This window comes from Mesorhizobium hawassense (assembly GCF_003289945.1).
Lineage (GTDB): Bacteria > Pseudomonadota > Alphaproteobacteria > Rhizobiales > Rhizobiaceae > Mesorhizobium > Mesorhizobium hawassense.
Genome location: NZ_QMBP01000004.1, coordinates 321,440 through 344,072, shown reverse-complemented (window position 1 = coordinate 344,072; position 22,633 = coordinate 321,440). Strand labels below are relative to the sequence as shown.

16 protein-coding genes are annotated in these 22,633 nt (G+C 61.2%); 10 read left to right on the top strand and 6 right to left on the bottom strand.

The window, feature by feature from the left end:
• Positions 1-28: 28 nt before the first annotated feature.
• A complete protein-coding gene (locus DPM33_RS11710; protein ID WP_112097716.1) occupies positions 29-1,051 on the bottom strand; it encodes an ABC transporter substrate-binding protein in 1,023 nt (340 codons plus the stop codon).
• Positions 1,052-1,466: 415 nt separating this feature from the next.
• On the opposite strand from DPM33_RS11710, the gene DPM33_RS11705 reads away from it, so the two are divergent.
• On the top strand, positions 1,467-3,671 hold the full coding sequence (locus DPM33_RS11705) for a CHASE2 domain-containing protein (protein WP_112097578.1): 2,205 nt from the start codon (positions 1,467-1,469) through the stop codon (positions 3,669-3,671).
• Between the two features lie 69 nt (positions 3,672-3,740).
• Here DPM33_RS11705 and DPM33_RS11700 read toward each other — a convergent pair whose 3' ends face one another.
• Together DPM33_RS11700 and DPM33_RS11695 are read right to left on the bottom strand one after the other, a co-directional pair.
• The gene (locus tag DPM33_RS11700; RefSeq protein ID WP_425373485.1) at positions 3,741-4,559 is read right to left on the bottom strand and encodes a FecR family protein; all 819 of its coding nucleotides are present in this window, start codon (positions 4,557-4,559) and stop codon (positions 3,741-3,743) included.
• Between the two features lie 201 nt (positions 4,560-4,760).
• Positions 4,761-7,145 (bottom strand): mechanosensitive ion channel family protein, encoded by a 2,385-nt coding sequence (locus tag DPM33_RS11695; protein ID WP_245442086.1) that lies wholly within the window; start codon positions 7,143-7,145, stop codon positions 4,761-4,763.
• A 365-nt stretch (positions 7,146-7,510) separates the two neighbouring features.
• Here DPM33_RS11695 and DPM33_RS11685 point away from each other — a divergent pair, with 365 nt between their 5' ends.
• The 3 genes from DPM33_RS11685 to DPM33_RS11675 are packed head-to-tail and all read left to right on the top strand — an operon-like array spanning position 7,511 to position 11,161.
• Positions 7,511-8,725 (top strand): glycosyltransferase family protein, encoded by a 1,215-nt coding sequence (locus tag DPM33_RS11685; protein ID WP_112097574.1) that lies wholly within the window; start codon positions 7,511-7,513, stop codon positions 8,723-8,725.
• Between the two features lies 1 nt (position 8,726).
• A complete protein-coding gene (locus tag DPM33_RS11680; protein ID WP_112097573.1) occupies positions 8,727-9,971 on the top strand; it encodes a glycosyltransferase in 1,245 nt (414 codons plus the stop codon).
• Positions 9,968-11,161 carry a glycosyltransferase family protein gene (locus DPM33_RS11675; protein WP_112097572.1) on the top strand — a complete coding sequence of 398 codons (1,194 nt, stop codon included), beginning with the start codon at positions 9,968-9,970 and terminating at the stop codon, positions 11,159-11,161. Before DPM33_RS11680 ends, DPM33_RS11675 begins: the two co-directional genes overlap by 4 nt.
• Before the next feature lie 127 nt (positions 11,162-11,288).
• Here the strand turns inward: DPM33_RS11675 and DPM33_RS11670 are convergent, their stop codons facing one another.
• Positions 11,289-11,960: a class I SAM-dependent methyltransferase gene (locus DPM33_RS11670; protein WP_112097571.1), complete on the bottom strand. Its 672-nt coding sequence runs from the start codon at positions 11,958-11,960 to the stop codon at positions 11,289-11,291.
• Between the two features lie 163 nt (positions 11,961-12,123).
• Between DPM33_RS11670 and DPM33_RS11665 the strand changes: the two genes are divergently transcribed.
• From DPM33_RS11665 to DPM33_RS11655, 3 genes are all read left to right on the top strand, one after another.
• Positions 12,124-14,838 (top strand): ABC transporter transmembrane domain-containing protein, encoded by a 2,715-nt coding sequence (locus DPM33_RS11665; RefSeq protein WP_112097570.1) that lies wholly within the window; start codon positions 12,124-12,126, stop codon positions 14,836-14,838.
• A gap of 188 nt (positions 14,839-15,026) precedes the next feature.
• Complete coding sequence (locus DPM33_RS11660; RefSeq protein WP_112097569.1) at positions 15,027-15,476, top strand: cyclic nucleotide-binding domain-containing protein; 450 nt, start codon at positions 15,027-15,029, stop codon at positions 15,474-15,476.
• A gap of 69 nt (positions 15,477-15,545) precedes the next feature.
• Positions 15,546-16,400 carry an MBL fold metallo-hydrolase gene (locus tag DPM33_RS11655; protein ID WP_112097568.1) on the top strand — a complete coding sequence of 285 codons (855 nt, stop codon included), beginning with the start codon at positions 15,546-15,548 and terminating at the stop codon, positions 16,398-16,400.
• Between the two features lies 1 nt (position 16,401).
• Here the strand turns inward: DPM33_RS11655 and DPM33_RS11650 are convergent, their stop codons facing one another.
• A complete protein-coding gene (locus DPM33_RS11650; RefSeq protein WP_112097567.1) occupies positions 16,402-17,166 on the bottom strand; it encodes a polysaccharide deacetylase family protein in 765 nt (254 codons plus the stop codon).
• Complete coding sequence (locus DPM33_RS11645) at positions 17,163-18,245, bottom strand: glycosyltransferase family 4 protein (RefSeq protein ID WP_112097566.1); 1,083 nt, start codon at positions 18,243-18,245, stop codon at positions 17,163-17,165. Before DPM33_RS11645 ends, DPM33_RS11650 begins: the two co-directional genes overlap by 4 nt.
• A 74-nt stretch (positions 18,246-18,319) precedes the next feature.
• On the opposite strand from DPM33_RS11645, the gene DPM33_RS11640 reads away from it, so the two are divergent.
• From DPM33_RS11640 to DPM33_RS11630, 3 genes are all read left to right on the top strand, one after another.
• On the top strand, positions 18,320-19,498 hold the full coding sequence (locus DPM33_RS11640; RefSeq protein ID WP_112097565.1) for a DUF3095 domain-containing protein: 1,179 nt from the start codon (positions 18,320-18,322) through the stop codon (positions 19,496-19,498).
• Positions 19,499-19,611: 113 nt separating this feature from the next.
• Positions 19,612-20,955: a nucleotide sugar dehydrogenase gene (locus tag DPM33_RS11635; protein WP_112097564.1), complete on the top strand. Its 1,344-nt coding sequence runs from the start codon at positions 19,612-19,614 to the stop codon at positions 20,953-20,955.
• Between the two features lie 265 nt (positions 20,956-21,220).
• Complete coding sequence (locus DPM33_RS11630) at positions 21,221-22,561, top strand: adenylate/guanylate cyclase domain-containing protein (RefSeq protein WP_112097563.1); 1,341 nt, start codon at positions 21,221-21,223, stop codon at positions 22,559-22,561.
• The last annotated feature ends 72 nt before the right edge of the window (positions 22,562-22,633 follow it).

The following is a 22,633-nucleotide window of genomic DNA, read 5'->3' as shown; positions in this document are numbered from 1 at the left end:
CGTGCGGCAGCGCCCGATCCCTGAACGGTCACTTGCTGAGCAGGTTCTGCTTGACCCAGTCCAGCGAGTAGCTCGGGCTGATGATCTGGCCGCCCGGCAGCTTGGCGTAGTCCTTGAGGTTGCCGGCGTCGACCGTCGCCACCGGCATGATCATCAGCTTAGGCGCCTTGGCGCCCTTGAGCAGCGACAGCCCGAGCCAGAAGGCGGCGCCGCCGATGCCCGGCGTGGTGTTCATCGACACGGTCTGATAGCCGTTCTTGGCGTTCTCGTCGGCCCACCATTTGACGAAATCGGTGCCGCCGCCGCCTTCGATGACCGGCATTTTGCCGGCATAGTCGCCGCCATACTGGACGAAGGCCTGGGCGATGCCGACATCGTCGCTGCCGCCCTGGCCGAGCACGGCATCGACATGCGGCAGCGAGGGCAGAACGTTGGCGATCGCCGCCTGCGCCACCGAGGCGGTCGCCTGGCCGTAGACGGTCGCGACCACCTTGATGTCGGGATATTTGGCCAGCACGGACTGCTGGGCGTTGAACATATCGTTGTCCGGCGCCGAGCCTTTCACACCGCGCACCTGGATGACGTTGCCCTTGCCGCCGAGCATCTTGAAGACGGCCTCCGCCTGGGTGGCCTTATAACCCTTGAAATCGAAATTGAGCTGGTAGTTGCACGGCGCCGAGGCGACGGAATCGAAGGAGATGACGATGATGCCGGCCTTACAGGCCTTCTCGATGACGCCGTTGACCGCGGTTTCCGAAGCGGCGTCTACCGCGAGCACGTCGACCTTCTTCAGGATCAGCTCGGCGATCTGGCTGTTCTGCTGGGCGACCGAACCGTCGCCGTTCATGACGATATAGTCGGCGATCTGGCCGGCGGCCTTCGCCTCCTTGGCAGAGGCCTCGAACGCTTCCACCATCTGGTGGCGCCAGGTGTTGCCGTAATAGGCATTGGCGAGCGCGATGACCGGCTTATCCGAGGACGCCATCGCCGGCATAACCGAAACGCTCCCCAGCGCGGCGCCCGCGAGCGCCGCCACGATTGCAAACTTCATCGGTGTTTCCTCCCAAAAAACGCCGACCAACATGGTCGGCATGCTTGCATTTTCTTAGGATGTCTCTCCCCAAGACACCATACCATCCACATGTTATACCAGTATACCTCTTGTTGGCAAGCCGTTTGGCGGCAACTGCAATGGCGGGCCAACAATCCAGCGGGACCTTCCGCGCTATCTCGCGAGAGACGCCGGACTTGCGTAATGCGAGGGCGATAGGGTGGCTGCACCTTTTCGTGCACGCCTCAGCGGCTGATCGTGCCAGCGCTTGAGCCGCGGTATTCCGTTGGGCGGTAAGGTTGGCGATTGCACATTAGCCGGGAACAATGCAGCCTAGCCCTGAGGCTCGGAAAGCCACTTCCCGGGGCGGGACCATGCAGGAAGGATACGCGGCACAGCCACAGGTGCAGAAGTCATGACACGCGTCCAGTTGGCCGGCGTCATCCTGGGCTTGTCGCTGGTAGCCGCGCTTACCATTGTCCGGGCGAGTGACCCGCAGCCGTTGAGGCTCGCCCGCGAAGTGGCGTTCGACCAATATCAAAAGCTGGCACCTCGCAGCTTCGAGTCGGTGCCCGTCCGCGTGGTCGACATCGACGAGGCTTCATTGCGTCAATTCGGGCAGTGGCCGTGGCCCAGGGATCGCGTGGCGGCTCTGGTCGAGAAACTGACGGAGCTTGGTGCGGCGGCCATCGCATTCGACATGCTTTTCGCCGAACCCGATCGTCTGTCGCCTCGCAGTGTCGTCCGCGACGTGCCAGGCATCGATCCTGCTCTGCTCGACCGTCTGCCCGACAACGACGAAATCTTCGCCCGATCTATCGCCGGCAAGCCGGTTATCCTGGGCTACGGCATCTCCAACGAAGGGAACTATCGGCCGCAAATGAAGGCTGGCATTGCCTTTACCGGCGAGAGCCCGGTCGATGCTCCTCCCCATATCGGGGCAGCCACACCGCTGCGGCCGCAGCTCGAGGCCAATGCCGCCGGCATCGGACATATCAGCCTCAATCCGGGCAGATCGACCGCGGTGGTGAGGGCAACTCCACTGTTTCTGACCGATGGCGAGCAGCTTTATCCTGATCTTGCCCTTGAAGCCATAAGGGTAGCGCAGGGCGCCTCCACCTACCTCATAGCCGGCGCGCCGGATCGGCAGGGCATAATGACCTCCGTCAAGATCGGCGACTTCGTTATCCCGGTGACCTCGGCCGGCGAACTCTGGCTCTATGTCAGTCCCGACAGAGCGGAACGGTATGTTTCAGCGAAGGACGTGCTCGCGCCCGGCGGCGTCTCGCCAGAAACAAGGGCCGCGATCGAGGGCAGCATCGTGTTTGTCGGCACTTCCGCCGCCGGGCTGCAGGATATTCGTGTCACGGCGCTCGGTGAGAACGTGCCGGGCGTCTCCATCCACGCGCAGATCGTCGAGCAGATATTGTCTGGCCACTATCTGTCGCGGCCCGACTGGGCAAACGGGCTGGAAATTGCGTCGATCGCGACGCTGGGCAGCCTCCTCGTGATTCTCACGATTTTCGTAAGCCCCGCGATTGCGCTCGCCTGCGGCCTGGCGATCACGGGCCTGGCGCTCGTCGCATCATGGCTTGCCTTTTCGCTTGCGGGACTGCTGTTCGATCCGTTTGCGCCGATCGTCATGGGCACGATCACGCATTTCGCGACAACCTCTTTCCGCTTCCTGGTGACTGACCGGGAGCGGCGCGCGGTCCGGCGGGCCTTCGGCCAATATTTGTCGCCATCGCTTCTCTACCGTATCGAGCACACGCCCAACGCGCTTCGTCTCGGCGGAGACGACCGCGAACTGACCGTGATGTTCGTCGATGTGCGAAACTTCACCGAGATCAGCGAAACACTTCCGCCCACCGCCGTCGTGCGATTTCTGAACACGCTTCTCGATGCGCTCAGCCGTCATGTCACCGCCAATGAAGGCACACTTGACAAGTTCATCGGCGATTCGATCATGGCCTTCTGGAATGCCCCGGTCGATGTCGCAGATCATCCTGCCAAGGCCGTTCGCGCGGCATTGGCCATGCGCGAGACGATTGCTCGCCTCAACGAAAGCGATGCATTCGGATTCGGGGCCGGGCAGACGATCCGCATCGGTATCGGAATCCATACCGGCATCGCCTGCGTCGGAAACATGGGTGCGGAGTCGCGATTCAACTATTCCGCCGTTGGCGACGCGGTGAACATCGCAGCGCGTATCGAGACGGCGTGCAAGGCGGTGAACTTCGACATCCTCGCGTCCGACGACACAGTGCGATCGCTGGCGGGCTGGGCCCTGCTCGAAGCGGGATCGCTGGAGCTCAAGGGAAAGAGGGTGAGGACGAGGCTCAATGCCGTCGTCGGCGATGAAAATGTCGGGTCGTCGCCGGATTTTGCCGAATTGCGGCTCCTCCACGGCAAGCTCGTCGAGGCGCTGCAGTCGCGCTCCCGGGGCAGCCGAAAGATCGTGACGGCTGCCAAAGCCAAGGCCGCGGGCCTGCCGGCAGGCTTGCAGGACTTCTATGCCCGGATATCGCGCAGACCGGGTGATTTTCTTGCCAAACGGGCAGGGGCGGCGGTGGAAGTGGATGCCGGCTATGCGGAGCAACAATTCGGCTCCGGTTCCTGACCGCCGAATACCGGACACGCCAAGAAAAAGAGCGGCTTTCGGTGGCTCTTGCCGTTGCCACCCCTTTCCCTATCCGTTGGCGCGGCCAGGACCGTTGGATTTTCCAGGATTACTCGGATCGTGCTTACCCGGGCCGTTTCCATGGCCATTGTTGCCGTCATCCGTGTCGCCTTGCGGTGGCGGGTCCGGCGGGCTCGGCGGATTGGGCGTGCCCGGACTGGGTGGACCGGGTGCCGCAGATTTGCGCTGCGGCAGCGCGGCACCTTCGTTCTCAATGGAGGCCTTGAGCCCGCAATTTCCGCCGATTGCGGCAAGGCCTCCCGAAAGCTGCTGACTGCCGGTCAGGAACGGCAATGCCCGCGGGGTGCCGAGTGCGGTGAGCACAGATCGATTGACCTTTACAACGTCGGTCATTGCGCCTGATGGCGACGCGACCACACAATCGCAGCGCTGCTTCAGTTCCCTGCATCCGCCGCCGCCACAGAAGCGGGCCGATCCTTTCAGGAGCACGACGGCGGTTTTGCCGTTGGGCGCGATGTGGACATCGAACGCCGTTCCCCGCACGCCTATCGTGCCCGCAGGCGTCACGATCTGGTAGGCGGAGGAAGGCGAGCTTCCACTTATCCAGCGAAACGTTCCCTTGGCAGCGCGGATGGTAAGGTTCTTCACTGAATTGTCGTCGTTGAAGACGTATTTGTCGATGACGACGGAAGAACCCCATCCCACCGCCAGCTTGGTGCCATCCAGGAACACGAATTGGCCAAGCCCGGAATTGGATGTCTTGATACGTTCGTCCCGATGCACGGGCGACTTGACTTCCAGCGGTCCGGTCGCGCCGGTAACGGCAGTCTTGATCACGACCGCCTGGCCCACTGCTTCGGCGGCCATTGTCGGTGTCGCATTGTTGAATGTCGCGGCCAGGGCGACAATAGCAGCCCACCTCAGGGACGGCATGGCATCCTCCTGCAATGCTTTTATTAGCACATGCTTGAATGGGAGGCGTAGTTCAATTGAAGTAGGACATTGCTCGTTCGATCAGGCGACGCTGGAAGGCAAAAGTCCACAAATGCGACCGGTGTCTAAGCTTTCCTACTCCGTCGTGCTGGCTTTTTTTCTGCGCCTGGTGTGCGACTGCGCGACGGCCATCTGCAACTCGGGTGTGATCTCCAAAGGTGCATTCTCTGCCCCATGGGGATCCTGCAGCCCCTGGACATGGACGGTCGGGAATGGAAGTTCGATGCCCTGCTCCTTGAAGGCCTGGCGGAGGCGTAGAAAGAATTTGCCTTTCATACTGAAGGCGCCTCCCGGTCTGGTTGTGACCTTGACCCTCAAGACGATGCCGTACTCGCCGAACTCCTGTACGCCCTGCATCTTGATCGGTTCGATCACCCAATGTTTGAATTCGGGATCCTCCGCCAGTTCAAGGCCGATGCGCTTGATCAGCTTGCGGGCGAACTCGATATCGGTGTCATAGCCGACGGTGATGTTGAATTTGTCGGTGACCCAGTCGCGGCTCTGGTTCTGGACCGCCCCGAGTTCGCCGAAAGGTATCGTGAACAGCGGGCCACGATGGTGGCGCAGTTTCACCGAGCGCAGCGAAAAGCTCTCCACCGTACCCCTGTAGCTGCCCGATGAAATGTATTCGCCGACACGAAAAGCATCGTCGAGCAGATAAAACACGCCTGAGATCACGTCCTTGACGATGGTTTGTGCGCCAAACCCCACGGCGACGCCGACGACGCCGGCGCCGGCGATCAGCGGGCCGATCTGGATGCCAATTGAGGCGAGCATCATCAGCACCGCCATCACCAGAATCACTGCGAGCAGAATGTTCTGGATGATCGGCAACAGCGTGTGCAGCCGCGCCTGCTGCGGATCGGGGATCGGGACGTCTTCATCGCTGATCACCGGGTGCGATGCTTCGATGCCCAGCTTTCGTTCGATCAAGGCTTTGATGATCGACCAGCCGAAATCGGCTGCGAGGGCAATGACCACGACATTGATCAAGCCGCGCAATATCAAGGTCGTCGTCGTGTCGCTGCCCCGCATGGATTGCATGTCCAGGCCCCAGACGCGCGCGAGCAGGTAAGCCGCCGCCAGGATCAAGATCATCCGGATTCCGCGATCGATGACCGCGATGGTCACCGCCGGGATGGTCGGCCGGCCGAGATCTTCCGAACCCGGCCGCAGGACGAAATTGACCCCGCGCTGCGCCAGCACGATTGCCAAAGGCAGGAAGAATGCGGCGAGGGTAAACCAGAAGAATATATATAGGCCGGCGATCCGCTGCAGGAACAGAACGACGAAATAGGCCGTCAACATCCATGACGCCGCCGTGTGGTGCGCGCCTTCCCGCTGCGTTCTTGGCCGACGCCAAACGGCAAGCAGAAACAGCAACAGCATTACGAAATCGGCGCCTAGCGACAGGACCACCATTCCATCCCGATCGATGCCGAGACCAGGCAGGAGGTTGAACGCGGCGGCGAAGAAGGCAAAGACGCCGACGATCCGGGGTAGCCAATAGAACCAATGGTCAGCCGCTTCGTTGGTGATTGGCAAAGCACGAACCTCAACGGCGTTCTCGACCTTCATGAAGGATGGGACGAGCATGGCTGCGAGGTACATGCGCACACCCGCCGTAGCGACGGCAGCCATCAGAAATGTCAACACGATCTCACGGATGAGCATTGGCCAATCGAACAACATGAACGCGCCGGCGCTGCCCAATGCGAACGAGGCGATCAGCAAGCTGGAATAAAGCGCGCGTCCGCCAATCTTCTTGGCTCGTCCGATGGGCGTATCCTTCGATTGCGCGATAATCCAAAGACGAAATGGGCGAGTGAGCTTGTACGTTGCCCAGGTGAGCGCCACGCCGGCTGCAATGAACACCGCGATCAGCAAGAATATGCCGGCCGACCCCCTGCTGGACATATCCTGCATGGTGTTTGCCCGAACGTGCGCGAACTGGCCTGGCAGCAGGGGCAAAGTCTGCATGATTTTTTCGATATGATGCTTGATCCGATCGAGCGTCGAGGATGCCATCGTGTTCATCTGGCCTGGTGCGGCCACGGCGTCGGACGACGCGTCGGCCGGCGGAGCCGCTGCTGCCGCGGCAGGCGCTCCGGTTGATCCGGCGCCCTGATTTCGTTGTTCGGCCACCCAGGCCTTCACCGACGGGTCGTCGAGAAGCTCGAACAGTTGTTTGACCCTTTCGGGCGGGACGGTCGCCGGCGCCTGCGCCTGTGCCGGACCGGCCAACAAGAGGGCGACAACCCCAGGGACGAGCGACCTGGCAATCAGGACCAACATCGCCGTCAAATCTCCGAGACGTCTTGCCGGGCGCGCCGGGTTCCTGGCTCCCAATCGTCGATCTATGAGTGGCATCGTACTGTTAGCCTTCCGGTCAAAATCGGCAATCAACGACATCCATGTCCGTCGTTGCCTTACCTTGAAGAAACCGATGTTGCGGTTCAAGACGTCATCGTTGCGAGTCTGCGACGGGTGCCTGGCGGCGAATTTCACTCAGGACACCCACTTCGCGGTGTGTATGCTCGCCCAAGATCCGCAGCCTTCCATGGAGCCGCGTTCGCGCGATGCGATCGCTCCTACGGCATGCATTTGCCGCTACAACGCATTGGCAAAGTGATACAGGTTCTTTCCGACCACATGGCAAGCGGGCAACGGAGTAGACACAGCCTGCTGGCTTCAGCATATGGACCCTCTTTAGTAATACGAATTGAAAATTGCCGCCTCATGTTTCACAACAGGTCGGTTAGGCCCAAGGCTGGCTTCCCAGCCGCCCCGGTTCCCAAGGCGAGAATTCCAAAAGACGTTCAGAAATGACCCAGCACGCACAAAACGCTCGAATTCTCATGTACAGCCACGACACGTTCGGGCTCGGCCACTTGCAGCGCTGCCGAACGATCGCGCATTCGCTGGTCGAGGATTTCCACGGACTTCAGGTGCTTATCATTTCGGGTGCGACCATCGCTGGCGCCTTCGACTACCGCGCTCGTGTCGACTTCGTGAAGATCCCCAGCGTCATCAAGTTGCGCAACGGCGAATACACCTCGCTGGAAAAGGATATCGATCTGCATGAGACGCTGAGGATGCGCCAGTCGATCATCCGCCACACAGCCGAGACCTTCCGGCCGGATATCTTCATCGTCGACAAGGAGCCGCTCGGCCTGCGCGGTGAGATCGAGGACACGCTATCCTACCTCAAGACGCGGGGCACCACGCTCGTGCTTGGCCTGCGCGAGGTAATGGATGCGCCGCATCTGCTCGAAGCGGAGTGGGCGCGCAGGGATGTGATGCGCAAGATAGGTTTGTTCTACGACAAGGTGTGGGCCTATGGTCCGCCGGATTTCTACGATCCGTTGACCGGCCTGGATGTGCCGCCGGCTGTCAGGGCAAAGATGCGGTTCGTCGGTTTCTTGCAACGGAGCCTGCAGCGGAACGAGTTGCCCGGCCACCGGCCCGAGGGCGACTATATCCTCGTCACCACCGGTGGCGGCGGTGACGGCGCCGAACTGATCCACGACGTCATCGATGCCTATCAGCAGGATCCCCAATTGCAGCATAGGGCGCTGATCGTGCTTGGGCCTTACATGCCGGCGCGCAAGCGCAACAAGCTGCTCAGGAAGGGGTCCAAGATCCCCTACGTCAGGATCATCGAGTTCGATAACCGCATGGAAGACCTCATTGCCGGCGCCAAGGCGGTGGTGGCGATGGGCGGTTACAACACCTATTGCGAGATACTGTCTTTCGACAAGCCGGCGCTGATCGTGCCGCGCGTCGAGCCCCGCGAGGAACAGCTGATCCGCGCCCGGCGCGCAGCCGAACTCGGCCTCGTCGAGATGCTTTTGCCGGAGGAAGCCAAGGATTCCCAGCGGTTTGCCGATGCACTGGTGGCGCTGCCCGACCGGCCCCGCCCATCGCAGAGCAATCCGCATCTGACGCTCGAAGGGCTGCCCCATATTTCAGAAATCGTCGCGGAACTCCTAGACCGGCGGGCCGGCCATCACCTGTCGGTCATTGAAGGAATGAACTGACTTGCAAAATCGCAAGATCGTCGTGGTTCTGAAGGGTTATCCGCGGCTTTCGGAAACCTTCATCGCGCAGGAACTGCTCGGTCTGGAGCGTGCGGGGTTCGACCTGATACTTTTCGCGCTCAGGCGACCGACCGACGCAAAACGCCACCCCGTGCATGACGAGATCAAGGCGCCCGTCCATTATCTGCCGGAATATCTGCATGAAGAGCCGCTGCGCGTGCTTCGCTCGCTGTTTGCCTGTCTGCCGCGGCCGGGCTTCTGGCGTGCGCTCGGATCGCTGATTGCCGATATCCCCCGCGACTTTACGCGCAATCGGGTACGGCGCTTCGGGCAAGCGCTCGTGCTGGCAGCCGAATGGCCGGAAGGCGCGGGCTGGCTGCATGCACATTTCGCGCACACACCGGCATCGGTGACGCGCTATGCCAGCCAGTTGCGTGGCCTGCCCTGGAGCTGCTCGGCGCATGCCAAGGACATCTGGACCTCTGCGGACTGGGATCTGGCCGGCAAGCTTTCCTCGGCGCGCTGGACGGTCACTTGCACGAAAACCGGCTTCGACCGTCTGAAAAAGCTCGCCAACGGCAACTCGTCCGTGCACCTGAGCTACCATGGGCTCGACCTTGATCGCTTCGGCAGTTTCGGCGATGCGCGCAAACAGCGTGACGGCTCGGCGCCGGACGAACCGGTGATCGTTCTGAGTGTCGGGCGCGCCGTTGAAAAGAAGGGCTATGACACCTTGCTGGAGGCCCTTGCCCTCTTGCCTGGTGATCTGGCGTGGCGTTTCGAGCATATCGGCGACGGTGAAGAACTGGAACGGCTGAAGGCACTGGCGCGAAAGCTCGGCCTGGACGGTCGCGTCTCCTGGAAAGGCGCGCTTGCGCAGGAGCAGGTGCTCGAGCACTACCGCAGCGCCGACATCTTCGCCCTGGCCTGCAGGATCACCGCAAACGGCGACCGCGACGGTCTGCCGAATGTTCTGGTGGAGGCGGCCAGCCAGCGGCTTGCCTGCGTGTCGACCGATATTTCCGGCGTGCCGGAGCTTTTATCGCCGGATGAAACCGGGCTGCTGGTTCCGACGGAAAACCCGATTGCCCTTGCAAAGGCGCTGGAGCGCCTGATCCGTGATCCCATGCTGCGCGTCCGCCTCGGCGACGCCGCGGAGCGGCGCGTGCGCGGCAATTTCGATCATATCGCAAGCATCGGACAGCTCAAGGATCTGTTCGAGCGGGAGTGGCGGGCCGCCGGATGAAGCGGTCGCGCGCTTTCTTCTATGTCCAGCATCTCCTGGGCATCGGGCATCTCGCGCGCGCCAGCCGCATCGCGGCGGCTCTGGCCGACGACGGGTTTGACGTAACCGTGGTGACCGGCGGAGCGCCGATCGCGGGGTTTCCGGGACCGGGTGTAAGATCCGTGACGCTGCCACCCGTCACCTCCGGTGATGAAGGATTTTCCGGACTTGTCGACCTGCAGGGCAAACCCGTCGACGATGAATTCAAGAAACGCCGTTCAGAGATGCTGCTGCAGGCATTCCGCGATTGCAGGCCTGATATCGTCATCGTCGAGGCGTTTCCATTTGGGCGCCGGCAGATGCGTTTCGAACTCTTGCCGCTGATCGAGGCCATCGACGCGGCGTCACCCAGACCGCTGCTGGCGACATCCGTGCGCGATATCCTTCAGGAGCGCGTCAAGCCGGGCCGGAACGAGGAAACGGTCGATCTCATCAACAGACATTTCGACCTTGTCATGGTTCACGGCGATCCGGCTTTCGCGACCATCGACAAGACATTTCCACTGGCTGGGGCGATCGGGGCCGAGGTTGCCTACACAGGCCTCGTTGCCGCGCCGCGACCGGCCGCGACTTCAGAGCGCTTCGACGTTCTGGTGTCGGTCGGTGGCGGGGCTGCCGGGAAGAGCCTCGTCAGATCCACCATCGCGGCGGCGCGGAATGCCGACAACGCTTGGAAATGGTGTTTGATCACCGGCCCAAACCTGCCGAAAGACGAGTTTGACGCGATCGCGGGCAATGTTCCGGCGGGCCTGTCCATCTTTCGGTTCCGCGAGGATTTCGCCAGCCTGCTGACCGGCGCCCGCCTGTCGGTATCGCAGGCGGGTTACAACACGGTCTGCGATGTCCTGCGCGCGGGTTGTCGCTCCCTGCTCGTTCCATTCGCAGCCGGCGGGGAAACCGAACAGACGGTTCGCGCCCTGATGCTCGAAGAACTCGGTCTTGCAACGGTGCTGATGGAGAAGGACCTGACGCCCGGAGGTTTGGCGCAAGCGATCGAACAGGCGCTTGTAGCACCGAGGCCATCCGCGCATCGTCTCGATCTGGAGGGCGCGCGTCGCTCGGCGCAAATCCTGCGCGAGCGGTATCGCACATGGTCCCAGAAATTGGAACCCGGCTTCGGAAAAGTTCACGCTCGAACGGACGATGGATGATCGAGCGACGCTCCTGGGGCGAAATGTACAGAGCGTTTCACGTTTCATGGAAACGGCGAACCACTCCGTCTCGTTGTTTTGACGCAATTCCGGACGGAAAACCGCCTACACTTTTCCTGGAATTGCTCTAAACAGTTCCAATCAGCATGAAGCGCGTATATTTCTTTGTCGGCAGTTCGCCGGAGAACCGCACCTCGCGCAGCGCCGCCATTGCTTCGAAAGCTGAAAGCGAAGCCACGCAGTTGATGTGCGTCGGCTCGCTGAAATAGTCGTTCGATTGCAGCAGTACATTCGTGCCCCGCGGCAGCAGGGCAAGCCAGGCGCGCAGATCGGCTATGTGCTCGCAGCTCGTATTGACCACCAGGTCGGGCCGTCCAGCCGCATAGTCGATTGCGTACATATCGGCCGTCAGCGCCTGGAACCGGTCGCCGGCTTCCCGGTTGAGGGTCCGGGCAACCGGCGCGACTTCGGGATCGATGTCGATGCTATCGACTGCCGCAATATCGAAGCGGGCGTCGTTGAAAAGCATTGCCGGCAATACGCCGTACCATCCACCCAGAACCCATATGCGCCCGAACCGGCCGCCAAGGCTCTCGAACAGCCTGTCGAGCGCCCACATCTTGCAGGCGACCTGCTTGTGGTTGAAGGCGTTGGCTATATCGGCCGTCGGATGCTTGGCAATGACGCGCGCCAACCCTGCTACGAGAGGGTGGTTGACATAGGCGGCAATTCCCCGCGTGAGGTCCAGGGCTTGCTCGTGCCCGTCCATGCCGGCATTGCGTGGTTGCGTGATATCCATCATATTCGCCTTGTATGTTGGGATTTCGGGCGACACAACGCATTCCTGACCCCGCAGTGCCGCTTCGCAGGCTTCGATCGTGTCGCCGGCGGTGACTGCCGATGCGCCGTTCGCCGGCAGGTGCTTTTACTTTGTTCTTTAAACTGAAGGCCCGCAATCGCTTATGGAACCCAGCCTAGCCCGCTATATCTGGACGCACACCAAGAAGCAGCAGGTCGGGATAGTTTTGATCGTCTTGCTTTCGATGATCCCGTATTTCATGTCTTTCGACCTGCCGAAGCTGATCGTCAACGGCCCGATCCAGGGTCGCGGCTTCGAGCAAGCGGACGCGACCCGACCATTCCTGAAGCTGCACTATGACCTTCCGTTCATTGGTGAAGTCCAGTTCTTTCACGGTTTTCAGCTCGACCGGATGCAGACGCTGTTTGCACTTAGCTTCGTGTTCCTCTTGCTGGTCGTCATCAACGGGCTGTTCAAGCTGTACATCAACACCTACAAGGGCCGCCTGGGCGAGCGCATGCTGCGGCGCATCCGCTTCGAACTGGTCGATCGTGTGCTGCGGTTTCCGCCGCGTTATTTCAAGCGGGTGAAATCCGCCGAAGTGGCGACCATGGTGAAGGACGAGGTGGAGCCGCTGGGCGGCTTCATCGGCGATGCCTTTCTGCAGCCTGTACTGCTCGGCGGCCAGGCGCTGACGGCCATGCTGTTCATCATGGTTCAGAACTTCTGGCTTGGAATGATAGCGGTCGTCATCGTGGCGATCCAGATCGTGCTCATCCCGCGAATGCGGCGCCGCCTGATCGTGCTCGGACGCGAAAGGCAGCTGACGGCGCGCGCGCTTTCGGGCCGGGTCGGTGAAATCGTCGACGGCATCGGCACGGTCCACGTCCACGATACCTCAAACTACGAGCGCGCGGACATAGCTGCCAGGCTTGGGCTCATCTTCAAGATCCGCTTCGACCTTTACCAGTGGAAATTCATGGTGAAGTTCCTCAACAATTTCCTCGCCCAGCTCACGCCCTTTCTATTCTACATGATCGGCGGGTACCTGGTCATCCTGGGACGGCTGGACGTCGGCCAGCTCGTGGCCGTGATCAGCGCCTACAAAGACCTGCCCGGACCGATGAAGGAACTGATCGACTGGGATCAGGCGCGGCAGGATGTCCAGGTCAAATACCAGCAGGTCGTTGAACAGTTCACCGTCGAGGGTGTCATTTCGCCGAGAATCGGGGCCTTGACGGTCGACGATCCCGGTCCGATGGCCGACCCGCTGTCGGCGATCAACCTGTCGATGGCGGACGATGGCGGTGCAATGCTCCTCGATCGTATCTCGCTCCAGGTCAAGCGGGGTGAGACGGTGGCGCTGGTCAGCACGGCCACAGGTGGAGCGGAGGCGCTTGCAGAAGCCTTCGCGCGGCTGGACTGGCCAAACAGCGGAAGGGTCGCTTCGGGCGCCGAGGACCTGCTTGAACTCCCCGAAGCAGTGACCGGCCGGCGCATATCCTATGCCTCATCGGACGTTTTCCTGTTCCATGCAAGCCTGCGCGACAACCTGCTCTACGGGTTGAAGCATGCACCGCTGACATCGGTGACTTATGACGGTGCCGCGGCAGATCAGCGCCGATGGAATATCAACGAGGCGCGCCGGTCGGGCAATACGGATCTCGATGTCCGCAGCGACTGGATCGACTATGCTTCCGCCGGCGCTACCGGCCCGCACGATCTCTTTGAAGCCATACGCCGGGTGCTCGACGCGGTTGTTCTGTCGCGCGACATTCTGGATCTTGGCTTGCGCTCTTCGGCCGACCTCACGCGTCACTCGGAGCTTGCCGGGCGGATCGTCGAACTTCGCGCGGCGCTGCGAACCCGCCTGGAACATGAAGGATTGAGCGAGCTGGTGGTTCCTTTCGAACCGGGCGCCTACAACAAGGAAGCAACGATCGGCCAAAACCTGCTCTTCGGCGCTGCCGCCGGCCCCGAACTGGCAGACAGGGCCCTGGCGGCCAATCCCTATTTTGCTTCCGTGCTGAAGCAAGCCGGCCTCGACCGCACGTTCTACGAAATGGGCATGGAGATCGCCGAACAGGCGATCGAGCTGTTTGCCGACCTGCCGCCCGATCATCAGTTCTTTCAGCAACTCGCTTTCATGAGCGCCGAGGAGATACCTGCCTACGAAACCTTGCTGCAACGGCTCAAGAACCGCCCCTACGAGGGGGTTTCCGAGAACGACCGCGCCATGATCGTCAGCTTGAGCTTTGCCTATATCGAACCCCGGCACCGCTTCGGCCTTTTGAGCGAGGAGCTGATGGGCAAGATCATCGCCGCTCGCAACCAGTTCTATGAAAACCTGCCGCCCGACCTGCAAAATGCGGTCGAACGCTACGATCCTGCCAAATACATTGCCGCGGCCACCGTCATGGACAATGTCCTATTCGGGCGTGTGGGCAACAACCATCCGGACGCGCCGGACCGTATACGCTCCATCGTCTATGACATTCTTGACGAACTGGGGCTTTATTCGGAGCTCCTGGACGTCGGCCTGGACTTCAACGTCGGCGCCGGCGGCAGGCGGCTGACCGCTGGACAGCGACAGAAGCTCGATGTCGCCCGGGCCTTGCTCAAGCGTCCCGATTTTCTCATTCTCAACCGGCCTTTGTCGGCGCTCGACCAGCGGGTGCAGGATAAGGTGCTGCGAAACGTGCTCGAGGAAGCCAGACGCGACGGCCATTCGCCGGCAATTGTGTGGGTCGTGACGAACCCGGCGATGGGGATGATGTTCGATCGCGTTGTCGTCTTCGACCTGGGGCGTTTGGTGGAAGACGGAACACACGAGACACTGTTGGCGGGGAACGGTATCTTCAAGGAATTGCTGTCATAGGGATTGGACGTCCAGAAGGGATCATTCTGCCGATGGGAACTTGCTGAAGGTCAAGGGATTGAGGTTTCCACTGAGTGAGTTCGCCACCTTTCGCGTGGTTCGTCCCGCTGGCCGGAAACAGAATTGATTCCATCTGGGTGTAGGTTGTTCTAGTCTGGCAGACGTGAATTTTGGGAAGGTTTGCGACAATGCTGCTCAAGGATGAGGTTGGAATGCTGCAACGCGTTCCCTTGTTCTCTGGCATCGAGCCGGCAAAGCTCAAGCTGCTTGCGTTCACGTCCGATCGCGTGAGTTACCGAGCCGGCGAGATCCTTTTCCGGCAGGGCGACGAGGGGGACGCCGCCTATGTCATCCTTTCGGGCAAGGCGGATGTTCTGGTCGATTCCGACAGCGGTCCGATAAAAGTTGCCGAGATCGTTCCAAATTCGATCGTTGGCGAGATCGCCATATTGTGCAACGTCTATCGCACCGCCACCGTCAGAGCCGCAAGCCCGCTGGAAGTCCTGAGAATCCGCAAGGATCATTTCCTGAGGCTTATGAGGGAATTCCCGGACATGACCATCGAGATGGTGCGGGTGCTTGCCGATCGCCTAAGCCATACGACCGCGGATCTGATCGATGCGCGAAGCGCCAGGTAACGAATGACGCGCTCAATCCTCGCCGTCGTGATGACATCGGCCACCATGGGCGACCTGCGAAGGGGTAGCATGGACGACGACGTTTTCCTGGTCAGGTTTTGGGGCGTCCGCGGAAGCATTTCGGTATCTGGGCCAGAATTCTCTCGCTATGGCGGCAACACGATCTGCATTGAGATGCGATGCGGCAAGCATACGCTTCTGTTTGACGCGGGCTCTGGGCTGCGGGCTGCCGGCGGAGCGCTTCGGGCATCGGGCGTCACCGATTTCGACCTGTTTTTCACCCATTGCCATTACGATCACATCATCGGGCTGCCGGCTTTCAAACCGATCTATGACCGCAGTGTCAAAGTCAGGCTCTGGTCCGGCCATCTTGCGGGACGCATGACGACCCGGCAGATGGTCGACGAATTCATGCGGCCGCCGTGGTTTCCGGTGAAACTCGATATCTGCAAGGCAAGCATCGACTGCCGCGATTTCGTATCCGGAGACGTGCTTCGGCCGCGCCAAGGGGTGGTGGTCCGAACCGGCAGTCTCAACCATCCGGGCGGCTGCATAGGCTACCGGGTCGAATGGGGCGGCCGCGTCGTGGCGGTGATCACCGACACCGAGCATGAGCCGGACAAACTCGATCAGGCGGTGCTCGGCCTGATCGAAGATGCCGACCTCGTCATTTACGATTGCGCCTACACCGAGGAGGAAATGGAACACCGCCGCGGTAACGGGCATTCGACATGGCAACAGGGCGTCAAGCTCTGCGAGGCGGCCGGCGCGCGGGAGCTTGCGTTGTTTCACCACGATCCGGCACGCACCGACGAGGAGCTGGACGCGATCGAGAAACTGGCCAAAGACAGGTTTGCCGGCGCTTTTGCCGCGCGAGATGGCCAGACGCTCAAATTTCCGGTCTCATTGCACGAAAAGCGCTGAGCTATTTTCCTCTGCCGGCGCCGCGCTCGATCAATGTCCTGATCGGAAGCCATGCGCAGACCTCGGTCCGCGCGGTGACCGTGAACAGCCGGTCGAGGAAAAGCCACGCCGATTCATCATGTACGAGATGGTGCGTGAGCAGGCCGACCGGCTCGCCGCCGTCGAATGCATGCCGCAATTGCGCGACGATAGCCTGAACCAACAGGCCATGATCGCGGCAGCCGCGCGTGCCGTGCCAATCCATGATGTCGACGTTGCTGTTGATGACCGCCACAGAAGCCGGCTGCGGCGGCCCAAAGACCGACAGTGCCGCAAATCCTATCGACCCAAGGTCGGACACCAAGCCGGCGTCGATTCTGTTCCAGGGTGGCACCAGCATCGGAACGGCACGTGCGCCGTGCAGGCCGGTTATGTGCGAGAGCCCGCGAGCCAGATCATCGAGCACCGCCTCGCGCGGCCGATGCGCGCCGAGTTCCTGCTTTTTCTGGTCCTCGGGCGCATGATTTCGGTGCGCCCAGCCATGGATGGCGACCGTGGCATGCGGCGCCTCGTCAAGCCGGACGACAAGTTTCTCATCAGTCAGGGCCGGAATGACGGCCAGAGTGACCGGAACCGCGAATTCAGCGTTGAGGTCGAGCAGCCGATCAAGCGCGGGCGTCGGATCCACGGCGTCGTCGTCGCGCAGCCAGAACTCTGCCTTACGGCCCGCCCGTTGCCGGCGCGCCAGTTCTTCGACCAAGGGCTGCCAGATCTGATCGGATGTCATGGAATCTTCGCAAGAAGCTCGGCCAGATGCGCCGCTGCAGCACGGAGGGAACGTTCTTCGAGGATGAAACGTCTGGCTTCTGCGGCCATGAGGGTTCTTTCGTCGTTACGCGTCAGAAGCCGTTCGATGGCAGCAGTGAACGCCGCCACATCGCCCGGCGGGGTGAGAAACCCGGTCTGGCCATCCCGCACGACCTCCGGCACGCCGGCAATGTCCTGAGCTACCACCGGAAGGCCGGCGGCTTGTGCTTCAAGATAGGCAACCCCATAGGCCTCGCCGAAACCCGGCCAGACGTAAATTCCCCCACTGTAGAGGACATCCGGCACGGCGGCTGGCTCAATCGCGCCAAGCCATTCGATACGGTTGGCGGGCAAGCCGGCGAATTGCGCCCTGACCTCGTCACAGGCAGGCCCGTCCCCAACGACCGACATGGTCCAGGGGAGGTGGCCGATCGAACCGAGCGCCTGCGCCAGCATGCGGTAGCTTTCGACTTTGTCGCCCGGGCGCATCATGGCGACGGTAACCAGGCGCGTCGGACAACCCCGTGCCGGCGTTTCCCGGAATGCCGATGTGTCGATGAAGGGAGAAAGCATGCCAAAAGCGGCGTCGGGCACTGCATCCGCCAGTCCGTGACGATCCCTTTGCGTGAAGCAGATGTTTAGCGCGGCCTGCTCGACGGCTCCAGCCACCAGCGCTTGCGCATCGGCCCATAATCCGGCGTTGCGGCGGCTCGAATGGGAGGCCTCCGCCGTCACATAAGGAAGAGCGAAGGTCGAGGCCAACTCGGGCCCGATCAGGTCGGGCGCCTTGTAATAGAGATGATAGGAGAACCAGAGATCGGGCTTGCCGTCACGATCCCAGAGCCTTGTCAGCCGCGCGGCTTCCTCCCGGGCCTCGATCTCGAGAGCATCGAAACTTTTCGACTCCGGCTCGCGTAGATACACACGAAATTCCGATGCCAGTTCGACGTCATGCCCGCCATGCTCCAGCGCCTTGATCAGCGCCCGCGCCATCTGGCGATCGCCGGAGGCAACGGGATGATTGGGTGACTTCAGCGGCGCGTAGAAGGCAATTCGCATCGCCGGACCCTATCATCGGAAAGCCGGCGCAAGTCAATTTCGAAGCACGATCGACTTCACCTTCAAGCAGTGGAATGTGCTATCTGATGCTCATGGAAACAACCGCCGTGTCCGACCCGTTTGTCGCTTCTTTGCCGATTTTCGCAAAGTTCGAAAGCGTTGCCGATATCGACAATTACCGGCCTCTCCCGGATGGCTGGGCGCTGGCCACCGCCGACATTGTCGGCTCGACCAAGGCGATCCAGGCCGGACGCTATAAAACCGTCAATATGGCCGGCGCCAGCGTCATTTCGGCGTTGCTCAATGCGCTGGGCCGGCAAGACCTTCCCTTTGTCTTCGGCGGCGACGGAGCGCTCGTGGCGTTTCCCGGCTCGGCGTTGGAGATCACCCGCAACGCGCTGGCGGCAGTTCAAAGATGGGTGGCGGACGAACTGGACCTGACCTTGCGTGCCGCAATCGTGCCGATAACGGATATAAGAGCGCAAGGCCTCGACGTTCGCGTTGCGAGGTTCCAGGCCTCCGAAGCGGTCTTCTATGCCATGTTCGCCGGCGGTGGCGGCAGTTGGGCGGAGGCCGAGATGAAAGCCGGGCGCTACCGCATCGACCCTGCGCCGGCCGGCGCGCGGCCGGATCTGACCGGCCTGTCCTGCCGCTGGAACCCGATCGAAGCACGGCATGGCGAGATCGTCTCGATCATAGCCATACCGGGTGCATCGCGCGACTTGCGCGGTTTTCAATTTCTGGTTTCCGACATCATCGCCCTTGCCGGCAGGCAGGAACGCGATGGCCACCCGGTGCCGGTGGACGGGCCCGGCTACAGTTTGCTGCCCGCCGGCCTCGATGTGGAGGCGCGGGCCGTGGCGCCGCCAGGACGGCGGTGGCTGTCGAAGCTCTGGGTGATATTCCTGATGACGCTTACGGCCGTCTCCGACAGATTTGGCTGGACGGTCGGCAGTTTCGATCCGAAGGTCTACAAGCGCGACGTGGCCAGCAATTCGGATTTCCGGAAGTTCGACGATGGCTTGAAGATGACCATCGACGTCGACGCGGATGTGCTGCAGCGGATCGAAGACCGGCTGAAACAGGCGGAAGAGGCGGGCATCTGCAACTATGGCCTGCAGCGCCAGAAATCAGCCTTGATGACATGCCTCGTCGCCTCGCCGCTGCAGCGCGATCACGTTCATTTCATCGACGGCGCGGCCGGCGGCTATGCGATGGCTGCCGCAAGCCTGAAGGCCAAGCTGCCGGTTTGATGACGGCTTGCGGAAATCGATCTTCCGCAATATGCCTCGGCCATGGTTCTTGGGACAGGTGAGCCTCGCCATGGGAACGGAGGGCCTGTTCGAATTCACGGGAATGCGGATTCTTGGACGCCCCACAATCGATATATGACCGTCTTCTAAACCGGATTTCGACGCGCGCCGCGCAAGTCGGCGTTATCGGACTGGGGTACGTCGGGTTGCCGCTGGCGGTTGCGATCGCACGCGCCGGCTTCCCGGTTTCCGGCTTCGACATCGAAGCTCAGAAGGTCGAGAGCCTGAACAACGGCAAATCCTACATCGAGGCGGTGACGTCGACAGCCCTTGCCGACCAGGTGGAGAGCGGACGGTTCCGCGCAACTGCTGATTTCGCCGAACTGGCCGTCTGCGATGTCATCGTCATCTGTGTTCCGACACCGCTGACGAAAAACCGTGAGCCGGACCTCTCCTTTGTCAGGAGCACCGCGGGCACCATCGCGAAGCATCTGCGTCTCGGCCAGCTGATCGTGCTCGAATCAACCACCTATCCCGGCACCACCGACGACGTGATCAAGCCCATGCTGGAAGAAACCGGCTTACGGTCGAATTTGGACTTCTTCCTCGGCTTCTCGCCTGAACGCGAGGATCCCGGCAACCGCAGCTTTGAAGTCGCGACGATTCCCAAGGTCGTGGCAGGCGACGGCATAGACGCGGCGACGCTCGTGCGGGCTTTCTACCAAGGCGTGGTCAAAATCGTCGTTCCGGTTTCCACCACGGCGACTGCCGAGGCGGTCAAGCTGACGGAGAACATCTTCCGCTCGGTCAATATAGCCCTCGTCAACGAGTTGAAGGTCGTGTTCGGCGCGATGGGCATCGACATCTGGGAAGTGATCGAGGCGGCAAAGAGCAAGCCTTTCGGCTACATGCCTTTCTATCCTGGCCCCGGACTTGGCGGGCACTGCGTTCCGATCGATCCCTTCTACCTGACGTGGAAGGCGCGCGAATACGAACTGCCGACCCGCTTCATCGAGCTGGCGGCAGAGATCAACACGGCTATGCCGCGTCATGTGGTCGATGAACTGGCGAAAGCACTGGACCGGCGCCGCGGCAAGGCGCTCAGCCGATCGCGCATTCTCATCATCGGGCTCGCCTATAAGAAGAATGTGCCCGACATCCGCGAAAGCCCCTCATTGCGGCTCATTGAACTCATCGAGGAATGGGGCGGCAAGGCGGAATTCCACGATCCGCATGTTAGCGAGATCCCAACCACACGGGAGCATATGGCGATCAAGGGGCGCCGCTCGGTCGAACTGACGGAGGCGGCCTTGAAGGGTTTCGATGCCGTCGTGGTTGCGACCGACCACGACGCGATCGATTATCAGGCGATCGCTGATCACGCCCTTCTGATCGTCGACACACGCAATGTTTTTGGCCGCCTCGGGCTGGCCCGAGAGACGGTGGTGAAGGCCTGACGGCGTCTGAGCCGGGAAATTCTTTTGCCGAATGTCATGATCGTGGTTGCACTCCGCCGGCAGCCTCTACACATATTGCTCCAGAAATAGATGCGGTCACGCCTGTTCCTTGCCTGCAAGGACGGTCATTCGAGAAATTCTTCACCGGCTTTTGCCGCGGAAGCCCGCCTCATTAACTTCGAGGGTCTTATCTTGGGTCGTTGGCGGACTGTGTAGTGGGCAGATCAGAGGAGAATGGCCCGTCTTCGACGGGTTTCGAGATGGCATGAGCACAGCGCAAGCAGAAATTTCCCCCATTCTCATGGACAAGGTTGCCGATTGGCTGACCCAATCGGCGTTGGCGGGCAACGACCTGGAGACATTGGTAAAGGGCTTTTGTGAACGGCTGGCCGCCGCCGGCCTGCCGCTGAAGCGGGTGCATTTGAGTTTTTCGATGCTGCATCCGCTTTATGATGCGCTTGGCTTCACCTGGCTTCGCGGCCAGGGCATGGAAGTGGAAGGCTTCCGCAAAAATGACGGCGTGCCGTCCGACAGGTTCCTGACCAGCCCGTACTACCATCTGCTCAGCAACAAGCTCGACCATCTGCGACGCCGGCTCGACCCGTCGGTACCGCCGGAGTTTCCTGTTTTCGATGAACTCCGGCTTATGGGCATCACCGATTACATGGCTTTCGTCCAGCACTTCAGCGGCAACACAAGTCAGGGCATGTTGGGGTCTTGGTCCACCGACAGTGCTGGAGGCTTCAGCGACAGCATGATTTCGGCGCTGCTGCGCATCCAGAACCATCTCGCCATTGCAACCAAGATGGCAGTGCTCACCAAGCTCGCCGACAACATGATGACCACTTATCTCGGCGGCGACGCCGGCAGGCGCGTGCTGGACGGCCAGATCAAGCGCGGCGAGGGCGACACGATCCGCGCCGCGCTGGTCATGGGCGACATGCGCGGGTCGTCAAGACTTGCCGAAACCTCCGGCCGCGAAATCTATATCGATACGCTGAACCAGTTCTTCGACGCCGTCGCCGCGCCTTTCAATCGCAAAGGCGGGCAGATCATGAGTTTCATTGGTGATGGCTTCATTGCCGTCTACCCTTGCGAAAGGCACCGCTCGCAGTCCGAGATCGCCTGCCAGGCTGCCCTTGCGGCAGCGCACAAGGCCAGCGCGCGCATTATGGATCTCAATCTGCGCAGAAAGGAGCAGGGGTTGGGCGCCATAAAATTCGGCATCGGTCTGCATGTCGGCAATGTGATGTTCGGCAATGTCGGGCTTACCGACCGGCTCACATTCTCCGCCTTCGGCTCGGCTGTAAACGAGGTCCAGCGCCTCCAGACCCTGACCAAGAAATATCCGCACAGCGTTCTCGCCAGCAAAGACTTCGCCAGCTATTGCGGCGCCAACACCTGGCTGACGCTCGGTAGCGAGGAACTGGCCGGCATCAAGCAGAAGCTGACGGTGCTATCACCCGATCTGTCGGGTGCTCCGGTGCTCGACCAAGACGGCGTGCTGGAGCCGATTTACGACCATAGATCGGACGCAGAGCAGGTCATGTTGCTCCACCGCGATAGCGCGCGGCTGTCGGCAGGCGACCTGAGCAAGCTCCAGTAAACGCCACGATCTGATCCGAACGCCTTCAGCAGGCAGTCCGGTCGCCGGTTCCGCCGCTGGCGACCGTTTCGA

What these genes read in the sequence shown, in the direction of transcription:
- DPM33_RS11710 (WP_112097716.1), bottom strand. Translation starts at nt 1,051, where the DNA reads ATGAAGTTTGCAATCGTGGCGGCGCTCGCGGGCGCCGCGCTGGGGAGC.
- DPM33_RS11705 (WP_112097578.1), top strand. Translation starts at nt 1,467, where the DNA reads ATGACACGCGTCCAGTTGGCCGGCGTCATCCTGGGCTTGTCGCTGGTA.
- DPM33_RS11700 (WP_425373485.1), bottom strand. Translation starts at nt 4,559, where the DNA reads ATGGCCGCCGAAGCAGTGGGCCAGGCGGTCGTGATCAAGACTGCCGTT.
- DPM33_RS11685 (WP_112097574.1), top strand. Translation starts at nt 7,511, where the DNA reads ATGACCCAGCACGCACAAAACGCTCGAATTCTCATGTACAGCCACGAC.
- DPM33_RS11675 (WP_112097572.1), top strand. Translation starts at nt 9,968, where the DNA reads ATGAAGCGGTCGCGCGCTTTCTTCTATGTCCAGCATCTCCTGGGCATC.
- DPM33_RS11670 (WP_112097571.1), bottom strand. Translation starts at nt 11,960, where the DNA reads ATGGATATCACGCAACCACGCAATGCCGGCATGGACGGGCACGAGCAA.
- DPM33_RS11665 (WP_112097570.1), top strand. Translation starts at nt 12,124, where the DNA reads ATGGAACCCAGCCTAGCCCGCTATATCTGGACGCACACCAAGAAGCAG.
- DPM33_RS11660 (WP_112097569.1), top strand. Translation starts at nt 15,027, where the DNA reads ATGCTGCTCAAGGATGAGGTTGGAATGCTGCAACGCGTTCCCTTGTTC.
- DPM33_RS11655 (WP_112097568.1), top strand. Translation starts at nt 15,546, where the DNA reads ATGGACGACGACGTTTTCCTGGTCAGGTTTTGGGGCGTCCGCGGAAGC.
- DPM33_RS11650 (WP_112097567.1), bottom strand. Translation starts at nt 17,166, where the DNA reads ATGACATCCGATCAGATCTGGCAGCCCTTGGTCGAAGAACTGGCGCGC.
- DPM33_RS11645 (WP_112097566.1), bottom strand. Translation starts at nt 18,245, where the DNA reads ATGCGAATTGCCTTCTACGCGCCGCTGAAGTCACCCAATCATCCCGTT.
- DPM33_RS11640 (WP_112097565.1), top strand. Translation starts at nt 18,320, where the DNA reads ATGTGCTATCTGATGCTCATGGAAACAACCGCCGTGTCCGACCCGTTT.
- DPM33_RS11630 (WP_112097563.1), top strand. Translation starts at nt 21,221, where the DNA reads ATGAGCACAGCGCAAGCAGAAATTTCCCCCATTCTCATGGACAAGGTT.